This is a genomic window from Streptomyces catenulae (genome assembly GCF_000718015.1).
In the GTDB taxonomy this organism is placed as follows: Bacteria; Actinomycetota; Actinomycetes; order Streptomycetales; family Streptomycetaceae; genus Streptomyces; species Streptomyces catenulae.
Map to the genome: position 1 here is coordinate 36,283 of NZ_JODY01000025.1, position 20,779 is coordinate 57,061.

15 protein-coding genes and 1 tRNA gene are annotated in these 20,779 nt (G+C 70.5%); 12 read left to right on the forward strand and 4 right to left on the reverse strand.

Annotated elements, in window-relative coordinates; translation table 11 throughout:
- The first annotated feature begins 26 nt into the window (after positions 1-26).
- Positions 27-662, forward strand: coding sequence for a LytR C-terminal domain-containing protein (locus tag IF23_RS0121170; RefSeq protein WP_078654142.1), 636 nt, complete (start codon positions 27-29; stop codon positions 660-662).
- Between the two features lie 93 nt (positions 663-755).
- Here the strand turns inward: IF23_RS0121170 and upp are convergent, their stop codons facing one another.
- Positions 756-1,391 (reverse strand): uracil phosphoribosyltransferase, encoded by a 636-nt coding sequence (gene upp, locus IF23_RS0121175; RefSeq protein ID WP_030285976.1) that lies wholly within the window; start codon positions 1,389-1,391, stop codon positions 756-758.
- Positions 1,392-1,563: 172 nt separating this feature from the next.
- On the opposite strand from upp, the gene IF23_RS0121180 reads away from it, so the two are divergent.
- The 10 genes from IF23_RS0121180 to besB all read left to right on the forward strand — a co-directional run bounded on the left by IF23_RS0121180 (position 1,564) and on the right by besB (position 16,709).
- On the forward strand, positions 1,564-1,758 hold the full coding sequence (locus tag IF23_RS0121180) for a hypothetical protein (protein WP_425423861.1): 195 nt from the start codon (positions 1,564-1,566) through the stop codon (positions 1,756-1,758).
- A gap of 254 nt (positions 1,759-2,012) precedes the next feature.
- Positions 2,013-2,543: a tRNA adenosine deaminase-associated protein gene (locus IF23_RS0121185; protein ID WP_030285980.1), complete on the forward strand. Its 531-nt coding sequence runs from the start codon at positions 2,013-2,015 to the stop codon at positions 2,541-2,543.
- A gap of 427 nt (positions 2,544-2,970) precedes the next feature.
- Positions 2,971-3,504 (forward strand): nucleoside deaminase, encoded by a 534-nt coding sequence (locus IF23_RS0121190; protein WP_051739770.1) that lies wholly within the window; start codon positions 2,971-2,973, stop codon positions 3,502-3,504.
- 55 nt (positions 3,505-3,559) lie between these two features.
- Positions 3,560-3,646 (forward strand) — tRNA-Ser (locus IF23_RS0121195).
- A 318-nt stretch (positions 3,647-3,964) separates the two neighbouring features.
- Positions 3,965-9,199, forward strand: coding sequence for a caspase family protein (locus IF23_RS0121200; protein ID WP_037678967.1), 5,235 nt, complete (start codon positions 3,965-3,967; stop codon positions 9,197-9,199).
- The gene (locus IF23_RS0121205) at positions 9,196-10,083 is read left to right on the forward strand and encodes a lipase family protein (protein WP_051739771.1); all 888 of its coding nucleotides are present in this window, start codon (positions 9,196-9,198) and stop codon (positions 10,081-10,083) included. The genes IF23_RS0121200 and IF23_RS0121205 overlap by 4 nt, the downstream gene beginning before the upstream one ends.
- A gap of 1,100 nt (positions 10,084-11,183) precedes the next feature.
- Positions 11,184-12,779, forward strand: a complete 1,596-nt coding sequence (locus IF23_RS0121210; RefSeq protein WP_157848050.1) for a glycosyltransferase family 39 protein — start codon at positions 11,184-11,186, stop codon at positions 12,777-12,779.
- A gap of 823 nt (positions 12,780-13,602) precedes the next feature.
- The gene (gene besD / locus IF23_RS0121215; RefSeq protein ID WP_051739772.1) at positions 13,603-14,361 is read left to right on the forward strand and encodes an L-lysine 4-chlorinase BesD; all 759 of its coding nucleotides are present in this window, start codon (positions 13,603-13,605) and stop codon (positions 14,359-14,361) included.
- Between the two features lie 39 nt (positions 14,362-14,400).
- Complete coding sequence (gene besC, locus IF23_RS0121220; RefSeq protein WP_030285991.1) at positions 14,401-15,174, forward strand: 4-chloro-allylglycine synthase BesC; 774 nt, start codon at positions 14,401-14,403, stop codon at positions 15,172-15,174.
- Positions 15,171-16,709, forward strand: coding sequence for an L-2-amino-4-chloropent-4-enoate dechlorinase/desaturase BesB (besB, locus tag IF23_RS0121225; RefSeq protein WP_030285993.1), 1,539 nt, complete (start codon positions 15,171-15,173; stop codon positions 16,707-16,709). Before besC ends, besB begins: the two co-directional genes overlap by 4 nt.
- Positions 16,710-16,769: 60 nt before the next feature.
- Here besB and besA read toward each other — a convergent pair whose 3' ends face one another.
- From besA to IF23_RS0121240, 3 genes are all read right to left on the reverse strand, one after another.
- Positions 16,770-18,155 carry an L-propargylglycine--L-glutamate ligase BesA gene (gene besA, locus IF23_RS0121230; RefSeq protein ID WP_030285995.1) on the reverse strand — a complete coding sequence of 462 codons (1,386 nt, stop codon included), beginning with the start codon at positions 18,153-18,155 and terminating at the stop codon, positions 16,770-16,772.
- A gap of 356 nt (positions 18,156-18,511) precedes the next feature.
- Complete coding sequence (locus IF23_RS0121235) at positions 18,512-18,847, reverse strand: hypothetical protein (protein WP_030285997.1); 336 nt, start codon at positions 18,845-18,847, stop codon at positions 18,512-18,514.
- 161 nt (positions 18,848-19,008) lie between these two features.
- Complete coding sequence (locus IF23_RS0121240) at positions 19,009-19,464, reverse strand: MerR family transcriptional regulator (RefSeq protein ID WP_030285999.1); 456 nt, start codon at positions 19,462-19,464, stop codon at positions 19,009-19,011.
- Positions 19,465-19,558: 94 nt separating this feature from the next.
- Here IF23_RS0121240 and IF23_RS0121245 point away from each other — a divergent pair, with 94 nt between their 5' ends.
- Positions 19,559-20,770, forward strand: coding sequence for an MFS transporter (locus tag IF23_RS0121245; protein ID WP_030286001.1), 1,212 nt, complete (start codon positions 19,559-19,561; stop codon positions 20,768-20,770).
- Positions 20,771-20,779: the final 9 nt, after the last annotated feature.

Below are 20,779 nucleotides of genomic sequence, written 5' to 3' on the forward strand. Positions count from 1 at the left end.
GTCCCGGGCGGCACTACGCTCGACTCATGAGCATGCTGACGCCACCGGGCATGGGCGGTAAGAAATACCGCGTGACGGGCGACAGGTATCCCCGGATGCGCCGCCCCCGCCACCGCCGCCGGATCGTCCTCACCGCCGCCGCGGGCGTCTGCGCCCTCGGCCTGGCGGGCTGGGGCACCCTCCAGCTCATCGACGTCTTCGGCGGCGGCCCGGGCAAGGCCCAGGCCGCCGAGAAGAGCGCGGACGCCAAGCAGAAGTGCGACACCACCGCACCCACCGCCCCCGCCGCGGCCAAGCCGCCCGCGCCGTCCGCCATCACCGTCAACGTCCTCAACGCCACCCCGCGCGGCGGGCTCGCCAAGCAGACCGCCGACGAGCTGAAGAAGCGCGGCTTCGCCATCGGCGAGGTGGGCAACGCCCCCGCCGCCTACGACAAGAAGGTCAAGAACAACGGCGTACTGCTCGGCCCGTCCGGCGCCGACGGCGCGCTGAAGGTCCTCGCCACCCAGCTCGCCGGGACCCGCCAGGAGACCGACGGCCGCAAGGGCCACTCCGTCGACCTGATCATCGGCGACACGTTCAAGGACCTGACGAAGGCGAAGGACGCCGAGAAGGCGCTGCACGCCCTCGCCCACCCGCCGCGTCCCCAGTCCGGCTGCTGACGCCCGGCCGCAGGCATGCCGCGGGCCCCCGCCGGAGAATCGGCAGGGGCCCGGAGTGTTTCGGGTGGGCGCCGCGGGGCGCCCGGGGTGGTCTCAGCCGGCGGTGCCGTACATCCGGTCGCCCGCGTCGCCCAGACCCGGCACGATGTACCGGTCCTCGTTGAGCCGCTCGTCGACGGCGGCGGTGACGACCGTCACCGGCGCACCGGCCAGCTCCCGCTCCATGACCGCGACGCCCTCGGGCGCGGCCAGCAGGCAGATCGCGGTGACGTCGTCCGCACCGCGGTTGATCAGCTCGCGGATCGCCGCGACCAGCGTGCCGCCGGTGGCGAGCATCGGGTCGACGACGTAGACCTGACGGCCGGAGAGGTCGTCCGGCATCCGCGTGGCGTAGGTGTGCGCCTCGTAGGTCTCCTCGTTACGGACCATGCCCATGAAGCCGACCTCGGCGGTGGGCAGCAGCCGCACCATGCCGTCCAGCATGCCGAGACCGGCGCGCAGGATCGGGACGACCATCGGCCGCGGGTGCGACAGCCGGACGCCGGTGGTCGTCGTCACCGGGGTCTCGATGTCGACCTGCTCGGTCCGGACATCGCGGGTCGCCTCGTACGCGAGCAGGGTGACCAACTCGTCGGCGAGCCGCCGGAACGTGGGGGAATCGGTGCGCTTGTCGCGCAGTGTGGTGAGTTTGTGCGCCACCAGCGGGTGGTCGACGACGTGGATCCGCATCCCTCGACAGTAACCGAGAGTGCGGGGTGAGGCGTCCGCCCGGCCCCCCGGGAGCGGGCCCGGCGCCCCTCCGGCGCACTGGCACGACCGCCGGTGGGCGCGGCAGAGTGGGCCACAGACACCCGTCCGTCCGGCCCGCCCGGGCCGGTCCCCGCCCGAGGTGGTGTGCCGCGTGTCCGACTCCCCGCACCCCGACGGACCCGGCGCCGCGCCCGACCCGGAGAGCGCCGCGGCACGCCGTCGGCGCCGCGACCTCTTCCTCCGCGAACTCCACGAGGCCAAGGCGTTGCGCGAGCGCGTCCAGCCGCGCCGCGCCCGGGCGGCCCGGCGGCGGCAGGCGCTACGGATGCGCACATTCCGCTGGTAGACGGCGCGGACGCGGCCGAGGGGCGGCGCCCGGCGCGGAGGGCGCGGCCCGCCGCCGCCCGCGCCCGGAACATCCCGCTTTCCGACGCCGCCGCTCCGGCACGCGGGCGACTTCTCCGGCAACCTCCCCACGACGCAGCGCCGAAGACCCCCCGCGGACGCGTTGTTTCTGCCACGATTCCGACGGGGGCGGGACCAGCGGCGCACCCGCGTCGCCCCGCCCGGCCGGCAGCCCAAGACAGTGGGAGAGTCACGGTGTATTTCGCCGCACTGCTCGCGCGCACCGAAGACGGGTGGGAAGCGAGCGACACGGAGCTCGACAATGTGGAGACCCTGACCGATCTGGCCGACCTGGCCCGAGAGGCAGCGGTGGACGACGACACGGTGGTCGCGTACATCGAGCAGGAGGGCGCCTGGTTCGGCGTCATCCGCGTCGACGGCGAGGACGACCCGCGGGTCTTCGTCTCGCACGCCGCCGCGGCGGCGCGAAGTTCGTACGGCGCCCTGCTCACCGACGAACTGCTCGGTTCCGACGACGACGCCGACGACGAGCTGGACAGCCTCGACCTCGACGGCACGGAGGACGGCGAACCGGACCCCGAGCCGGACGACGCCGACCTGAACACCCCCGACGGCGACACCCCGCCGCCCGGCCCCCTCGGCGACGTCGAACTCCTGACGGACCTGGGCGTCGGCCCCGAGGACCTCCTCCTCCTGGACACCGACGCCCTCACCCAAATCGCAGAGTCCCTGGGCTGCACGGATGTACTGGAGGCGGTGCGCTGAGGGAGGGGGGTTGGGGTGCGGGGTCTTTCTGTCCTGGCTCCCCCGGCCGGGGCCCGATTCGCCGGGCGTCCCCTCGCCTGGCGGGCGGCGTCCCCGCCGAATCTGGCGTGGGCGGTGAGCCCGGTGGGCCGGGCATTGGGCGTCGGGCCTGGCGGGGCCGGTGCGCCGGGCGTCAGGCCGGTTCGCGCGGCGGGGTACGGCGGGCCTCGGGCCTGGTGAGGCCGGTGGGCCGGAGATCGAATCTGGCGGAGCCGGTACGCCGGGCGTCGGGCCGGGCCGGTTCGCGCGGGGTGCGGCGGGGCTCCGCCCGGCCCCGCGCGGTACGTGGCACGCCCGGGAGGGTCCGACGGCCCGCCCCGGACCCGACCGCCGGGCCCCCGCGTACGGCTTTCCCGCCCCGCCCCCCCGCGTCCCCGACACTGGGGGCATGACCGCGTCATCCCCCGCACCCCCGCCCGCCGCCGCGCCCGATCCGCTGCGGGATCCCTGGACCGCGCCGATGCGGCGGGCGCTGGCGGAAGCCGCGCTCGCCCCGGCGACCGGCGACGTCCCCGTCGGCGCCGTCGTCCTCGCCGCCGACGGCACGGTCCTCGGCACCGGCCACAACGCCCGTGAGGCGACCGGCGACCCGACGGCGCACGCCGAGGTCCTCGCCCTCCGCGCCGCCGCCGAGGCGCTCGCCGCGGGCGCCGGACCCGCCGACCGCCGCCCCGGCGACTGGCGGCTGACCGGCTGCACCCTCGTCGTCACGCTGGAACCCTGCACGATGTGCGCCGGCGCGATCGTCCTCTCCCGTGTCGACCGCGTCGTCTACGGCGCGTACGACGCGAAGGCGGGCGCCGTCGGCTCCCTCTGGGACGTGGTCCGCGACCGCCGGATCAACCACCGCCCCGAGGTCATCACCGGCGTCCTGGAACCCGACTGCGCCGCCGCCCTCACCGCCTTCTTCCGCGCCCGCTGACCCCCTCCGACATCCGATTTCGGATCCGGGCACCCCTTGGGCTAAGCTCTCTCTCGGTAGCGTGTCCGAGCGGCCGAAGGAGCGCGCCTCGAAAGCGCGTGAGGGGGCAACTCCTCCGTGGGTTCAAATCCCACCGCTACCGCTCACAAACACCCCCCTGATCTGCGGAAACGCGATCAGGGGGGTGTTTGCGTGTTGCATATACGACACACATGTGCTGCACAGGGACCCCGACGAGACCGTTCCATTCGCCAACTCCCCGACAGGTCAAGGCTTTTAACCATCTCTCGATGGGACCGCCACCCACGGATCCCCGCAGAGGCTCATGCGACGGTCCCAGATCGCGGAGCTGGCGCACGACGCCTTCCCAGGGCTTGGCGAGTGTGCGCAAACTCCAACCCGCGCCGGGGAGCGTCGATAGAGTTACCCGAGCTGAGGCATATGGCGGTGGGGCGGTCGGGTGCGGCGGAGTTTCTTCATTGCGTTGGGGAGCGGTCGGTACCGCAATCTCCCCGAGGGCGAACAGCTGAGGTCCGTACCTGCGGATATCCACGCGGTGTCACAGCTGTTCGGAAGCTTCGGCTACCAAGCGGTGCTGCCAGGTCTGGGGGAATACGACGGAGCCGAGCAGATCCGGCAGAAGTTACGCCACTGGTCCGCGGACGTGGCACTGACCGCTGATGATGTGGTCGTCGTGTACTTCGCGGGCCATGGTTCGGTGGAGGAACGGGACCGGCACTATCTCCTCTGCTGGGACTCCCAGGACGAAGACCTCGCCACCACTGCCCTGGCGACGGAGGACCTGCTGCGCATCCTGTGCCGGGGCAGCCTGCGTCATCTCTTACTGATTCTCGACACCTGCGCCGGCGGCGCGGGCAGTGCCGAGGCGTCCGCGGTCGCCCTCCAGGCCATCGCCTATCGCAATGTGCGCGGCGGTACCTCCACCGGCCTGTGGTTCCTGGCGTCCGCCCGCCGCAAGGACATCGCCGAGGACGGCGCCTTCGTGGCCGCTCTCGAGGAAGCGGTCGGTACGACGACGGGCCGTACGGGCCAGCGCCAGCAGTTTCTCGATCTCACCGAGTTGGTGAAGGCGGTAAACGAGCGCTTCGAGGGCGACGGCAGATCGCAGCGCGCGGAGCTGGCCAGCGGGCTCGTCACCGGGCTGGCGCCATTTCTGCCCAACGCCGGGTACCGGGAAGAACTGCCACCGGTCGGCACCGACCTCGAAATCCAGCGCCGGGTCGCGGACCGGGACCTCACCGAGCACTTCGGCCCCCGTTCTCGCGGGGTGGAGTTCGAATCCGAGCAGGGGCTGTACTTCAGCGGACGCCGAAGCGTGTTGTCCGAGCTGGTGGCGTGGTTGACCGCGGACGAAGGTGATGGCAGGGGTCGCGTCGTCACCGGCAGCCCGGGGTGCGGAAAGTCGGCGGTCCTCGGCCGGATCGTCGCGCTGTCGGACGGCCGGTACCGCCCCAGGCTCGGACTGTCCGCATCGGCCCCGGAGACCATCGTTCCCGAAGGTTGTGTGACCGCTGCCGTACACGCACGGCACAAGCGGCTCGAAGAGGTGGTGGAGCGGATCGCTCTGGCCCTCGGTACGAAGGCGGACGGTGCTGCCGCGCTGCTCCAGGAACTCACCCGACGTGGCAGGCAGGGACCGCCACTGATCATCGTGATCGACGCGGTGGACGAGGCCGGATCGGACACCGCTGCGGACGCCGGCGGTCACGGCGAGCCCCGCCGCATCACCCGCGAACTCCTTCGCCCCATGTCGGAGATCCAGGGCGTACGGCTCCTGGTCGGAACCCGGCACGAGCTCGTCGCACCGCTCGGTCCCACCTTCACCTGCATCGATCTGGACCTGGCCGCGTACCGTGCCGAGGAACAGGACGTCGCCGGGTACGTCACCCGAGTGCTCCTCGCCGTCGAGGAGCCCGAGGTGCGCACGCCGTACCGGGACTGCCCCGCCCTGGCCCGGACAGTTGCCGCGAGCGTCGCGGAGAAGGCGGCGGGTGTCTACCTCTACGCCAGAACCACCGCGCGCACCCTGCGGTCGGACCGGACCGCCGTCGATGTGACACGTCCGGGCTGGGCGCAGAAGCTGCCGAGCGAAGTGGGAGAGGCGTTCGACGACTATCTGGCGCGGTTCGGTCCGGACGAGGCCCGGGTGCGCCGGATGCTGCTGGCCCTCGCCTTCTCCGAGGGCAGGGGACTGCCAAGAGGCAGGGTCTGGACGGCACTGAGTTCGGTGATCTCCGGTGTGCCCTGTACGGAGGAAGACGTCTCCTGGGCGCTGGACGTCGCCGAGGCATACATCGCCGAGGTCATCGACGACGACCGCCGATCGGCCTACCGGCTCTACCACAAGGCGCTTGCCGAGCATCTGCGCGCGACGGCAGACCGCCCGCCGGAGGACATCCAACGGTCGGTCGTCGTCGCGCTCCGCTCGCTCGTACCCACCGCGCCGGACGGGACGCTCGACTGGTTCGCCGCTGTGCCCTACGTAGGCCAGCATCTGGCCACACATGCGGCGGCGGCCGGCGCGCTGAGCGACCTCATCGAAGACCCCGGGTTCCTGCTCGCCGGTGAACCGCTCGCCCTGTTGAGGGCGTTCGCCTCGATCGAGGGCGAAGAGCCGAGACGTATCCGCGGCGCGTACGAACAGGTCGCGCACCGGCTGACGGCAGACCGGCCGTTGGGGGAGAGAGCCGCGGATCTGCAGCTCTCCGCACGCCGTTGCGAGGCCGACCGTCTGGCGGACCGTATCGAAGGGCTGAATGTCTCGCTTCCCTGGTCCACGAGTTGGGCGTGGTGGTCGACCAGCGGAGTGCACCGACTGCTCAGCGGCCACGCCAAGACGATCGGTTGTGTGGCCGTCGGCGACCTCGACGGCCGCCCCATCGCGGTCACCGGAAGCATCGACGGGTCGGCTTTCGTGTGGGACCTGACGTCACAGCGGCAGATCGGTGATCCGCTGGAGGTCAAGGTCGCGGTGAGCGCCGTCGTCATCGGCGACCTCGGCGACTACACCGTCGCGCTGACGGGCGGGCAGGACGGCATCATCCGGGTCTGGGACCTCTCAGCCGGTCAGGAGTACGGCGAACCCCTGCGCGGGCACACCAACCAGGTCGAGAGCTTGGTGATCGGCGCAATCGAGGAACGGCCTGTGGTGCTCAGCACCAGCGCGGACGGGACCGCGCGCATCTGGGACCTGGTGAGCCGACGTCAGCTGGGCAAGGATCTCAGCGCGCACAAACGCACCGTCTGGGACGCCGATCTGGGCGAATTGAACGGCCGCCCCATCGCCGTCACCGGCGGGGACGACAAGGCCGTCCACGTCTGGGACCTGAGCGAACTGCTGGCCGGCGGGGACGCACATCACGACGGCATGCCGTTGATCGGGCCCGCGGGAGCGGTTACGGCGGTCTGCATCGCCCGGCTGGACGGTCGCTCCGTAGCCCTGGTCGGCGACGGGAACGGCATGCTCACCCGGTGGGACCTTGAAGCGCGCCGACAAATCGGCGAGCCGGTCATGGCACACGTCTACTGGACGAGAAGCGGTGTCGCCTCGGCGGTGATCGGCGAGTTCAAGGGCCGCCCTGTCGCGCTGACCAGCGGCCGTCGCGAGTCCCGGCTGTGGGACCTGCGAACGCTTCAGCAACTCGGCCACCCGCTCCGCGGACATGTCGAGGACATCACGGCCGCCGCACTCACCAACCGGGCGGACGCGGCTCTGGCGGTCACCGTCAGCAGGGATCGCACGGCGCGCATCTGGGACCTCACCGCGGACCAGCCTGAAGAGGGGCACGCCCGACCGGTGTGTTCGGTGGCGTTCGCCGAAGTCCGCGGCTGCCCCATGGTGGTCACCGGCGGGGAGGACGGCACAGCCCGCCTGTGGGATCTTCGCGGGCGCCGGCAGCTGTGCGGCCCGATGGAAGGCCACTCGGGGCAGGTACTCGCGGTGGCCTTCGGAGAGTCCGACGGGCGCACCGTCGTGGCGACAGCAGGTTCCGACACCACCGTCCGGCTGTGGGACCCGTTCCGCGACGCCCCTCCGGGAGCCCCCCTCAAGGGACATACGAACGCAGTGCGCTGTCTGGCCTTCGGCAGGCTGAGCGGGGCAACGGTCGTGGTGAGCGGGGGCGAGGACGGCACGGTGCGCATCTGGGACGTGGCATCCGGGAGGCTGATCGGTCGTCCCTTGGTGGGCCACATCGGCGGTATCTACCGGCTCACGGTAAGGCTGTCGGGCCGGGGCATGGAGATCGTCCTGAGTACGTTCCTCAACCATGCCTACGTCTGGCAGATCGGCGGCGGCCATGAGCCGTTCCCGAACAGGCCGTACGCGCACTTCAACGTCGAGGATCTCACCCCCTCCGCGCGCGCCGTGGGCGTCGCCTTCCACGAGAACCGGCCGGTCGTCCTCACTGTGCTGGACGGCAACAACGTCCACCTCCACGATGTGATGACCCACGAAGAGGTAGGCGGTCCGTACCGCGGGCACACCGAGATGGTGACCGCGGCCGCGCTTGGCCTGGTGGGCCGTGACGCCGTCGTGGCCTCCATGGCCTTCGACAACACGGTACGGCTGTGGACTGTGGAGACCGGCGCCCCCTTGGGAGCGCCGCTGGAGTGCTCCATCAACCTGGGACCGGTCATCAGACGCGCGGCCCCGGTGTTCGGCACACTCAACGGGGTGCCCATCACCGTGACCGCGGACTCACGAGAGGTCCGGGTCTGGGACCTGGCCACCATGCGTCCCATCGGCGAACCGCTGAGCGGCGCCGAACAGAGTCTGTTCTCCGCCGGCATCGTCCGGACCGGAACCGGCCGAGCCGTCGTTGTCACAGGTGGCTATGACGGCACTGTGCGCACCCATGATCTGGACGACGGGCGCCAAGTTGCGGCGCATCTGACCTCGTCCCATCACTTCGTCACCGACCTCACGACCGCCACGCTTCCGAGTGGCGGAGTCGCGGTGCGCAGCAGCCGAGGTGAGGCGGAGGTATGGCATCTGGGATCCCGGAAGCTGCTCGGCAGGTATTTCGGCACCTCGTGGCGTGCCGGTGTGCACACCATGGGACAGCGGGCAGTAGCAGTATCGGTCGGAGAGGCCTACACCCTGCACGCCTGGGATCTGCACTCCCAGGCCCCTGTATGCCCTCCGATGGCCGGACACACCGCCCTCGTGACGACGGTGCGAACGGCCACTGTCGAGGGTGTTTCTCTGGTGGCAAGCGCCTCGCTCGACGGCACAGTGCGCCTGTGGGACCTGTCCACCGGCGCATCGTTCCGGGAACCGTGGCAAGGCCACGAAATGGGCGCATTCGGGCTGGAGATCGCCCGGTTGGGCCGCCCCGTCGTGATCTCCGGCGCGGGCAACGGATGTCTGCGCTTCTGGGACCTGGCCGAGAGCGCCGATATCGGCGTGGAGTTGGAGCCCTTTCCCTCAGCAGTCCAGGCGATCCAGATTGCGGACATGGACGGCTCCCCCGTCATGCTGGCCGCAGACCGCTACGGGCTGATGCGGATCTGGAACACGGTATCCGCGACGTGGACCGCCGAACTCGATATCGGCAGCTCGATCACAGACCTCGCGGTCGACGACGGCAGAGTCTGTGTCGCGACCGAGATGGGATTGGTCGCGCTGCGGCTGAACCACAATGGCAGAGCGGATGGGCAGGAGCTCCTGTGACCCGAATCGTCCTGGTTCACGGCATAGCCCAGCAGTTCAAGGGCCCGGAAACACTGCTTGCCGACTGGTACCCGGCACTCAGCGACGGTGTGAGCCTGGCATCGGATACGCGGATCGCACGGCATCAGGTCTCCATGGCCTTTTACGGCGACCTTTTCCGTCCTGCTGGACATCGAGGAATCGGAATGCCCGACCTGGACGCCTCTGATGTCCAGGACGACATCGAACGCGAGCTGCTGCTGCAGTGGTGGAAATTCACAGCCGCACGGGAGCCATCGGTACCGAGCCCGGAAGCTCCGGCACGGTTACGCACGCCGAACACGGTCCAGCGCGCCCTGAACGCACTCAGCCACTCCGTCTTCTTCGCAGGACTCAGCGAGCGCATGCTGATCTTCAGCGCCAGGCAGGTACGCAGTTACTTCACCGACCCTGGGATGCGTACCGCGGTCCAACGCCGACTGGTCGCTCGCGTGACGCCGGAGACACGCGTGATCGTTGCTCACTCGCTCGGCACTGTCGTGGCCTATGAAGCCCTGTGTGCTCATCCGCAGTGGCGCGACGTGGCACTGGTGACTCTGGGCTCTCCGCTGGCCGTCCGCAACCTGGTCTTCGACCGGCTCATCCCCCGTCCGGCCCGCGGCAACGCCCGCTGGCCGGCCCCTGTCACACGGTGGACCAACGTCTCGGACGAGGGCGACGCCGTCTGTTCGGTGAAGTCCCTCTCACCTAGATTCGGCGACCGTATCAGCGACTTCTTCGTCCATAACGGCGCCGCAGCGCACGACGTCCGTCCCTATCTCTCCGCCCGCGAAACCGGCCAGGCGATCGCCGATGCGCTGACGCCGGACCATCAGGAGCCCAGCACAGGGCAGGGTGACCGGTAGACGAGCTGCGGCAGGTGCCACCCTTCCGGCACCCGCCACGCCATGGAGCCGCCCCGCCCATGAGCACACTCACGCCCTCCACCATTCGACGTTACGACCTTCGAGGGCAGCGCCTTGTTCAACTCGGCGAACTTTGGAAAACCGCAGGTGAGAAGGGTCATGCTGACGGGTTCATGGGGTGTTTTGCTTGCCGCGTGTGCAGCGGATTCGCTGCTTGGGCTCTCGGTGAGGCCGTAGCCCCGCCAACCGCCCTACGGGCAAAGGTTTCTGGAGCAGCGCTCGGTGAGGCCGTCGCCCACGGATCCCGGTGAAGAGATGTGCGCGCGTCATGGGCACAGGGCGCAAGCGCACGGATCAGTGGATACCGCCTACATCACCTCCTGGCCGATGACGTCGCTCCTACTGATCAAATTCGGCTAATTTCTATGCCTTGGACTACTTGATCTGATCAAAATTCGAAAAATGATCAGATCGTCCTGAAGAGGCACAAGGCCAACGTCGAGGTCAACGTCCAGGCCCATGCCGACCGCTACCGGCCCACCGGCCCGTCCGGCTGCCGTACCCCGCGGAACAGGGCGGGGATCCACGGGAGCGTCGGTGGCTTGAACGGTCGGTGGGGGGTGCGTAGACGTTGAGGATCACAAAGCAGGGGGGTGGCGCAACCGTTGTCCCTTCTGTCTTGTCTGCCAGGTTGACGACTGGCGAGGGTGCTCCAGGGGGCGGGGGATGGACGGTGCGGCAGCGGTGGTGGGGCCGAGCGGGGGTGGCGAGAGCGCGCCGCTCGGCTGCCTTCGCGGGCTGGTCCGGCCGTCGGCCGGAGTGCTCGCCGTTGTCACCGCCCGCCTGGTCTCCGGGGTCGGCATCGTGCCGGTGCCGGTGAGCCGGGTTCAGTTGAAGGACTCTCCATTTCGGCGGCAGCGCGCGGGGCGCGCACGCCACGGTGAACAGGATCGGAAGAACCAGCATGCTGCACATGCACATCGATACCGGCGGCCTGACACGGCAGCACCGGGGGCCAGGGAACGTCGGGTTGGCGTCCTCCGACGGCGCGGACCTTCCCGATCGTGCAGCGCACCGTCGGTCCTCGCAGTGGCGTCCGCATGGTGAGTGAGCAGCGGGTCCTGCCGGGGGCCCGGGATGACGGCGGGGTCGGTGGCGAGCGGGGCGGCGCGGCGGGGCTGGCGGGCGCCGCGGTGGTCGGGCCGGGGGACGGGGCCGGGCGCGGCGTGTGGGGGAAGTTCAGGGATGCGGTGCGGCAGGGGCGGGTGGCGCTCGTCCTCGGGCCGGTCGTCCTGTCGCTCGCGCTGGGGCTGTGGGGTATCACGCGGGAACACAGCATGTGGCGGGACGAGGCGGCGACGTGGCAGGCAGCGCATCGGTCGCTGGCCGAGATAGGGCACCTCGTCGGCCAGGTCGACATCGTCCATGGCCTCTACTACGCGGTGATGCACGGGGTGTTCGCGCTCTTCGGCGACAGTCTGGTCACCCTGCGGCTGCCCTCCGTCCTCGCCACCGCCACCGCGTGCGGGCTGACGGCGCTCATCGGCGCCCGGCTTTCGGACCGCTGGGCCGGGATGGGCGCGGGGCTGGCCCTGGCGGTCACTCCGGCGATCCAGGAGTTCGCGCAGGAGGGCCGCTCGTACGCCCTGGTGCTCGCCTTCGTGGTGCTCGCCACCTGGCTGCTCGTCAGCGCCCTTGAGCGGCCGCGCGGTCGGCGGTGGGTCTGGTACGCGGTGGCCGTGCTGATCGCCGCGCTGCTCAACTGGTTCTCGCTGTTCGCGCTGGTCGCGCACGGTGTGACGGTGGCGTGTGCCCGCCCGGACCGGGCCCGGCGGGTCGGGTGGCTGCTGGCCGCCTCCGGGGCCGTCGCCGCGGCCCTGCCGCTGATCCTGGCCAGCCGGGCGCAGGCCTCGCAGGTCTCGTGGATCAAGCCGATCGCCGGGTCGACGCTGCTCGGCGTGGTGATCACCGTGGCGATCGCGGCCCTCTGCTCGCTGCTGCCGCACGCCCGCATGCCGGGGAGCATGCGCGCGCCCGCGCCCCGGGTACGCGTGAACCTGGCCACCGTCGGACTCCCGCTCTGCGCGGTCCCCCAGGTCAGCCTGGTGTTGATCTCCCTGGTCAAACCGCTCTACGTGGCGCGCTACGTGCTGTTCGGGTACGCGGGGCTCGCGCTTCTCATCGGCGCTCTCCTCGCCGTGCTCGCGGCGCGGCTGAGAACACCCGCCGCCGTACTGCTCCCCGCGCTGCTCGCCGTGGCCGTCCTGGCGCTTCTCCCGTTCGAGCTTCGCGTCCGTACCGAGAAGAACCGTGTCGACGATGTGCTCACCGCGGCAGCCACGGTCGACCGGGTCCGCGGCGCCGCCGACGGCGTGCTCTACATACCGGCCGCGCGCCGGGACACCGCCCTCGTCTCACCGCAGATGTTCGCGGGGCTGCGGGACCTGGCGTTGGCCCGGGGGCCGGTGGAGTCGGGGACCCTGAAGGGCATAGAGGCCGGGCCGGGCGCCATAGAGCGCGCGATACTGGGCGCTCGGCGGATAGTGCTCGTCACCGATGCCGAGCCCCGCAAGGACGAGTCGCAGGCCGACCGCATCAAGCAACGCACCCTGGACGCCCACTTCGTACGCGCCACGGACAGTGTCGAACGGGGCCGCCGGGTGAGCGTCTACGAACGGCGCGAGCCCGCCGGGTAGGACACCGCACCCTGTCCTCTCTGTCCCTCGGGCTCCCCTCCCACGGCTACCGCCCGCGAACACCCCCTGAACTGTGGAGACACAGGTCAGGGGGTGTTGTGCTCGCGCTGCCCGCACAACGGAGTTCGCCGCCGCACGGGCCCCCGGCGCCACACCAGCCCCGGCGCCGCACGAGCCCCCGGCACGGCCCGCCGCGTACGGCGCGCCGCGCACCGTACCCCGCGCCCCGCGCCCCGCACCCCACTTCCACCGATCGGTCCCCACAGAAGAGTCGGCCGGTCGATCGGTCGGTCGATGGGTCGATGGGTCGGCCGGTCAGTCAGTGGACGGAGCAATTTTCCATTCCCGGTAAGGAGAGTTAAAGGCGTAACGGGAGTTACGGGAGAGAACTCGAAAAGAGCGGTCCGGCAATTATTTGCGCAAACAGATCGGCGTGGGGGCGGCGGTATGCCTCGGTGAGGTTCTCTGCGGAAATTCCGCGGGGTGAAAGCTTCCTTCACGTAGTTCGCGCCACACCTGAAATGCGCGCCCCCGCGGGAGAGTTCAGAAGATCCATTGTGCCGTGCGGTCCGCGCTCACCTGCGCACGGCTTCCGTAAAAGATCTACGGGAATATGCCGCGCGACCTTCGCGCCTTCCGTCAACTCACCATATTGGGTGCCGATCGCACCTCCGGAGCTGGCCAGAATTTACGCCTCCTTCCGTTTGTACGGTTGATCAGGGTCGAGAAAGGCGCCTACCTTCCTTCGGCGAGCGTTCCACCGCGCACCACTCTGCTCGTCGCACCCGTCCCGCATTCAGTAGTCGAACATCGGAGACTCTTCGTGAGCGGAAACGGTCCTGCAACCGAGAACATCTGCGCCCCGCTGGAGGACAACGAGATCCGTCGGCTGTCGCACCACTACCACCGGTACGGCATCGTCACCGTGACCGATCTGATCACCTCCCCCACGCGCCAAGCGGTGCGCGCCGAGGCGGAACGCCTCCTCGGCAAACACGCGGAGCGGCGCGATCTGCGCCTGAAGACCACCGGCCACACCCGCCGTTCGATGTCGGTGGTCCCCAGCGAGATGATCGCGGCCAACAGCGAGCTGGTGACCTCGATCTACGCCGACCCCGAGCTGCTGGGGCCCCTCGAAGCGATCTCCGGCGAGAAGCTGCACCCCTGCCCGAAGGCCGACGAGGAGTTCCTGATCACCCGCCAGGAACAGCGCGGTGACACGCACGGATGGCACTGGGGCGACTTCAGTTTCGCCCTGATCTGGGTGCTCCAGGCGCCGCCGATCGACGTCGGTGGCCTGCTGCAGTGCGTCCCGCACACGACGTGGGACAAGGAGTCGCCGAGGATCAACAACTTCCTCGCCGAGAACCCCATCAACACGTACCACTTCTCTTCGGGGGACGTGTACTTCCTCCGGACCGACACCACCCTGCACCGCACGATCCCGCTGCGCGAGGACGCCACCCGCATCATCCTCAACATGACGTGGGCGGGCGGCCGCGACCTCAAGCAGGAGTTCGACGCGGATGACCGGTGGTGGGACGACGCCAACGTCTCGGCGGCGTCCGCCCTCAAGAAATGACGTGCCCGAGGTCGGTTCCGTACACGGAAAGAGGTCACCATGACTGAGCTGAACACCGCGGACTCCGCCGGCACGGCGGTTTGGGATCATTTCGACAACGTCGAACCGGGTATCCGCCGCCGTATCGCCGTCCAGGATCCGGCGATCAAGGAATACCTGGACGGCATGCTGGCCCGGATCGCCGCACACCGCGGCGTCGAGCACCCGTACCTGAACGCGTACCGCACCACTCGGCTCACGCCCGAGCAGGAACGCCTCATGTACAGCGAGTGCTACTACTTCTTCCGCCATCTCCCCTTCTACATCACGGGAATGGCGATCAAGACGCGGGACGAGATGATCCTCCGCGAGATCATCCTGAACGTGGCCGACGAGGTCGGCGGCGAGGTCACGCACTCCACCCTCTTCGGGAATTTCCTCGCCGGAATCGGCATCGAGAAGGAACACCTCGACGGTTACGCGCCGTTGGAGGTCACCAAGCGGCTGAACGACGGAATCCGGGTTCTCTACACGGAATCGCCGATCCACACCTCGCTCGGCGCGCTGTACGCCGACGAGACCATGTCGTCCATCATGGTCTCGAAGATCAACGACGGTCTGGCCCATCAGGGCTACGGCAAGGAGCTGCGCCACTTCTGGCAGCTCCACATCGACGTCGAGGTCGGGCACAGCAACTCCGTCTTCAACGCCATCGCGCCCTACGTGGGGTCAGAGGCCACCCGGGCGGAGTTCGAGCAGGGCGCCTTCGCGTTCCTCCGGCTCGTGGAGGACTACTGGGACGGTGTGCAGCAGCTCGTGGGGCTCCAGGCATGACGCTCGGTGCCCCCGAGGACATCGGGTCGGCCTGCGGCCTGCGGCACCTCGCCGCAGGCCGGCTCGTCCCCGGCTCCCGCCACTCCGTGTCCGTCTCGATCCCCGATGTCGCGTCGGTCATCGGCTTCGAATCGGGCGATGCGGACACGCTGCGCCGCATCGCGTGGGGCTACCCGCGCTTCCGCACCCATCCGTACGTGACCCGGGTGGCGGGGCTCCTCGCCCAGGACGGCACCGGACCGGCCGACGGACTCCTCCTGACCCGCACGGCGCGTGCCGCGTACGCGGCGGCGGCGTACGCCGGACTCCACCCGGGTGCGGTCTTCACCGGTCGTGGTGTGCACGGGGTGCGGCTCGCCGACGACGGTCCCTCGGCCGCGCGGGCCCGTACGTACGTCCAGCACACCGGCAGCCATCTCTCCTCGCGCGAGGCGGAGGACGTACTGCTGGACGCCGGGCTGATCGAGGGGCGTCAGGCCGAAGCCGCGGAGGACGACGCGCCCGAGGAAACCGTCCGGTCCGTCCTCGCCGATGCCTACGGCGCCCGGGGCGTGGCGGACGTCTCGCTGCACAACAGCGGGATGAACGCGGTGGCGGCGACCGTCGCCGCGGTCACCGATGTCCAGCGCGAGCACGGTCGGCGCCGGTGGCTCCAGCTCGGCTGGATCTTCTTCGACACCATGAGCCTGTTGGAGAAGCGCCTCATCAACGTCGAACACACCACGGTCCCCGACCCGTTCGACCTGGCCGAGATCGCCCGGGTCGTCGAGGCGTCACCCGGGGAGTTCGCCGGCATCCTCACGGAGGTGCCGAGCAATCCGAGCCTGCGGACCCCGGACATCCCGGCGCTGCGGGAGATCGCGGACCGGGCGGGGTGCGCGCTGGTGGTCGACACGACCATCGCCACCCCCTACAACGTCGATGTGCTGCCCTACGCCGACGTGGTGTGCGAGAGCCTCACCAAGTACGCCACCGGATCGGCCGACGTCCTGATGGGCGCGGCCGTCGTCAACCCGGACTCGCCGCACGCGGCGGAGCTCCGCGCCGGGCTGCGGCGGCACGGCGACGTCCCCTATCACCGCGACACGGCACGGGTGGCCGCCCGCATCCGGGGCTACGCGGACCGGGTGGACCGGGTGAACGCCAACACCCTGGTCCTCGCCGAACGGCTCGTCCGCCACGACCGGGTGGTCCGGGACATCGACTGGGCCTACGGCACCCGCTCCGCGGGCAACTACCGGAAGATCGCGCGGCGGCCGGACGCGCCCGGAGGGCTGCTCATGGTGGACCTCAAGGTGCCGCTGGAGCGGGTCTACGACCGGCTCGCGGTCGCCAAGGGGCCCAGTTTCGGGGCCGAGTTCACCATGGCGTCGCCGCAGGTCTTCATCGCCCACCACGATCTGCTCGCGACGCCCGAGGGCCGGGAGGTCCTGCGCGCCAGGGGGCTCCACCGGGACATGCTGCGGATCTCGGTCGGTACCGAGGAGCCGGAACGGATCGTGGAGACCTTCGAACGGGCCCTGCGTCCCGACTGAGCGGGGGAACGGTGTGGACTGCCCCGGTACGACGGGGCAGTCCCTCCGCCCGCGCGGGACTCACTCGCGCAGCAACGACGCCTCCGCCGCCTTGAAGTACGCGTCGGCCGCCTCGAAGGTGGGCGCCAGAGCGGTCAGCTCCACGAACCCGCAGGTCGTCAGGGCGCCCAGCACATGCAGGGCCACCCCCTCACCCTTGTCGTGCCGGTAGAGCAGCCCCTCCTCACGGAGCCGTTCGACGGCGGTCTTCGGGTCCAGCGCGCCGAGTACCTCCGGCTCGTGCAGCCGCCCGTGTACGTAGCGCACCTGCCGTCCGTCGCAGCGCCGCAGCAGCCCGTCCGCCCCGACCCGCTCGCCGACGAGCGCCTCGGCGTACCGCAGGACGTGGCTGGGGCCCACCTTGCGGAGGTTGATCTCCACCGCGAGCGGGCCGCGCTCCCCCGCGACGACGAAGTCGATGCCGAAGGTGCCGCGGTGGCCCAGCTCCGCCAGGACCGCCCCCGTCCGCGCGACCGCCTCGCCGATCGCGGGCCGCCACCGCTCCTCCGCCGGGAACCGGCACCCCCAGTACTGGCCGCCGGAGAGCACCTGGTCATGGGTGGCGACGACGGTGACGGTGCCGTCCGCGTCGATGTGGCCGAGCCCGCTGGGGGACGAGGTGATGCCGTCGACGAACTCCTCCACGATCGCCCCGCCTCCGGCCAGCTCCCGGCGGAAGTCGTCGGCGGGCATCCGGATCACCTCGGCCGAACCGAGGAGATCGCCGGTGCGGTCGAGCTTCTCGCCGTCGATCAGCACATTGCCGATCGACGCGGCGTAGGAGTGCGAGCTGAGCTTCACCATGGTCTGCCGGGCCCGGCGCGGGCCCGTGGCGAGCCGCTGGATCTCCCGGACCACGGACTGCTCGGTGTGGAGTTCCTCCGCCGAGCCCTCGGGGACCGCGACACCGGCCCGCAGGAGGATCTCCTTGCCCCCCGCCTTGCTGCCCCAGCGGGTGACGAAGGGCTGGCTTCCCTCTTCGAGGTCGGCGCCCAACGTGTCGGCGAGCCGGTCGAGGGAGTCGGAGGCCATGAAGTGGACGATGGTGGCCCGGTCGCTGTCGCGGGTGGCGCTCCGCAGCGCCGCCACGAGCCTTTCGTCACCGAGGACCAGGTCGTCGAGCGCGCGCGGTTGGTGGGATTCCGGGGCCAGCAGGGTCAGCCGCTCGCGGACGCTCTCGATCATCCGGTCGTCGAACCGGAAGACCTCGCGGAAGTGGTACTCAAGCGTGTAAGGGTCGACCGGTTCCGAGGTGACGACAACGGCCTGTACCGCCGGGTCCCGCAGGTCCGAGAGGAAACAGAGGCTCCGCTCCGCCGAATACCGGAGGTAGGACACCTCTTCCAGCAGGCGTTCGGCGTAGCTGAATGCGTAGATCAGAATCCGAGTAGAGTCGAAATTAGCCATAAGAAAGCGCTCTGCCTCACTTCTTGAGAATTCGGCGGACGACCTCCACGGCTCCATCCGAGCCGGGCACTCCACGCGAGACTAACGACTCCGGAGCGATGAAGTTCGGGGCTTACGGATCACCGGGTGAGCGGGTCGGCGGGTGAGGCGGGCGCGGTGCGCCGTACGGGGTGCGATGGCCCGGCTTGCTTCTCGCCGAGGCCAACTGCCGGTGTGCGGAGGGTGCGTCGGGGACTCCCGGGAACGGCCGAAGGCCCCCTGCCGTCCCGTGCGGGGAGGGCAGAGGGCCTTCGCCGTTCCCGGCGCCGCGGGCTTCAGACAGCCGGTCGGCTACCGGGTGGTCGCGGTCGTGACCCTCATATCGCGCATCCCTTGGTGCCGGTGTCGCGGATGCTGGAGGGCGGTGCTCCGAAGGTCGCATGAGCCTTCTTGTGGCCCGCGGTCTGGAAGCAGTGGCCGGTGTCTCCGAACCTCACCCGGAGGAAGTGGGAGGTTTTGCAGGTGTTGTGCCAGTAGACGGTGGTCGTGACGGTTCCGTCGGCCCACGACCAGTTGAAGCAGCCGGTCGATCCACGGTGGGTGCGCTGGATCGTGGGACCCGGACCGGAATCGGCCGAGGCAGGTCCGGCGCCGAATGCCAGGACCGCCGCCGCCGCTGTCCCGAGTGCCGCGATGATGCTGCGGTTACGCATGATCCTCCTGTCGACAGCCGCGCCTCCCCCGTCGGCAGACACGGCATTCGCCTGTCGGGCGCGGACACGTTAGTGCTCGACCGCCGAGGAATGCAGGCACATTCCGGCCAGTCCGGGAATGCATAAGAATTGCGTATTCCGGCTGGGGCTTCGGAAGGCCGCTACCGCGGCTCGGAGGGACCCGGCAGGAAGTCGTCGGTGAACTCCTCACCGGCGAGGGCCGCGCCGACCCGGGCGCGGATGTACGCGCCGGTCACCGGGCACTCCAGCGGACGGTCGGTGGGGCACTCCAGCAGATGTTCCAGCACGGCGGCGGCGCGGGTCAGTTTGCGGATGCGCGCCAGCATCTCCGCACGCTGCGCGGTGATCAGGGCGCGCCGGTCCTCGGCGTGGGCGCTCTCCACGACGGCGGCGGTGTCGGCGAGCGGCATCATGCCGTCGTCGTGCCACAACTGGGCGTAGACGAGCTGTTCCAGAGCCGCGTGGTCGTAGTGGCGCACCCGTCCGCGGCGGGCGACCGGGCGGATCAGACCGCGCTCCTCGTAGTAACGCAGCGTGGGTACGGACAGGCCGAACGCCTCGGCGACCTCGCTGATCGAGTACAGCCGCTCCATCATCCCTCCGGCCGGTGTCCGCGACTTGCGCTCAAGCGCGCTTGAGCGTGGAGCCTGGGGAAACCGTAACCTCCTCCTCGAAGGGCAGGACAGTCCCGTGCCGGTCCCCTCCCCCGCCGCCGCACCCGCCCGGTCCGCGCCCCCGGCCCACGGCGCCCCCACGGCGGGCGCGCTGCTGGTCGTCGGCTTCGTACTGCTGAGTCTGAACACCCGGGTCGCGTTCGGGCAGATCGGGCCGCTCGCCCCGGTCGTGCGCTTCGGCTCCGCCACCGTCACCGTGCTGGGGCTGCTCCCGCCGCTGTGCATGGGCCTGTTCGCGCCGCTCGCCCCGCTGGTCCGGCGACGGCTCGGGGAGGAGCGCGGTCTGCTGTGGGCGAGCGTCGTGCTGGTCGCCGGAGCGGTCCTGCGGATGCTCGGGATGCCGGGGTTGTACGCCGGAACGGTCCTGGTCAGCACCGCCACCGCGGTGGTCAACGTGCTCGTACCGGTCTTCGTCCGGACGCGCTTCCCACACCGGCACGTCGGCACGATGACGGGCGTCTACGCGCTGTCCATGGGGGTCGGTTCGGCGATCGTCGCGGCCCTGGTCGCGCCCGTCGCCCAGGCGTCCGGCGGCTCCTGGCGGCTCGCCGTGGGGATCGCGGTCGTCCCGGCGGTCCTCGCCGCCGTGGGCATCGCCCCGCAGGCGCGCGTCCACCGGCCGCGACCCGCCGCCCCGGCGCCCGGCACCGCGGCGCGCCGCCAAGTGGTCCGCACCCCGCTCGCCTGGAGCCTGACGGCCTTCTTCGGCATCCAGACCCTGGCGTTCTACACGGCCCTCGCCTGGCTGCCGTCGGTCCTCATCGCCTCCGGCACCGGCCGGACGGCAGCCGGAACCTGCCAGGCGATCTTCATCCTCGGCATCGCCGCCGGAGGGTTCCTCGCCCCCGTCCTCGCCGCACCCCGCCCCGACCAGCGCCCGCACATCCTGGGCACCGCGCTGGTCAGCGCCACCGGGTTCGCCGGACTGCTGCTCGCCCCGCACGGGTTCCCGGCACTGTGGGCCGTCGTCCTCGGCATCGGTCTGGGCGCCGGACAGGCCCTCCCGGGCGTCCTCTACGCCCGCCGCGGCACCGACCACGACCACGTCACCGCCCTGTCGACCACGGCCCAGACCGGCGGCTACCTCGTCGCCGCCACCGGCCCCGCCCTGACCGCCGCACTCCACACCGCGACCGGCTCCTGGGCCGCACCCCTCGCGGCCCTCACCGCGGTCCTGCTGCTCGGCGCCGCCCTCGGGCTGCGGGCAGGCCACGACCCGCGCCGGTGACGGGTGCGC

Bases quoted from the DNA above. Each gene is read 5' to 3' on its own strand.
- upp (WP_030285976.1), bottom strand. From the start codon at position 1,391: ATGCGGATCCACGTCGTCGACCACCCGCTGGTGGCGCACAAACTCACC.
- IF23_RS0121240 (WP_030285999.1), bottom strand. From the start codon at position 19,464: ATGATGGAGCGGCTGTACTCGATCAGCGAGGTCGCCGAGGCGTTCGGC.
- besA (WP_030285995.1), bottom strand. From the start codon at position 18,155: ATGGCTAATTTCGACTCTACTCGGATTCTGATCTACGCATTCAGCTAC.
- besB (WP_030285993.1), top strand. From the start codon at position 15,171: ATGACGCTCGGTGCCCCCGAGGACATCGGGTCGGCCTGCGGCCTGCGG.
- IF23_RS0121190 (WP_051739770.1), top strand. From the start codon at position 2,971: ATGACCGCGTCATCCCCCGCACCCCCGCCCGCCGCCGCGCCCGATCCG.
- IF23_RS0121170 (WP_078654142.1), top strand. From the start codon at position 27: ATGAGCATGCTGACGCCACCGGGCATGGGCGGTAAGAAATACCGCGTG.
- IF23_RS0121235 (WP_030285997.1), bottom strand. From the start codon at position 18,847: ATGCGTAACCGCAGCATCATCGCGGCACTCGGGACAGCGGCGGCGGCG.
- IF23_RS0121210 (WP_157848050.1), top strand. From the start codon at position 11,184: ATGGTGAGTGAGCAGCGGGTCCTGCCGGGGGCCCGGGATGACGGCGGG.
- besC (WP_030285991.1), top strand. From the start codon at position 14,401: ATGACTGAGCTGAACACCGCGGACTCCGCCGGCACGGCGGTTTGGGAT.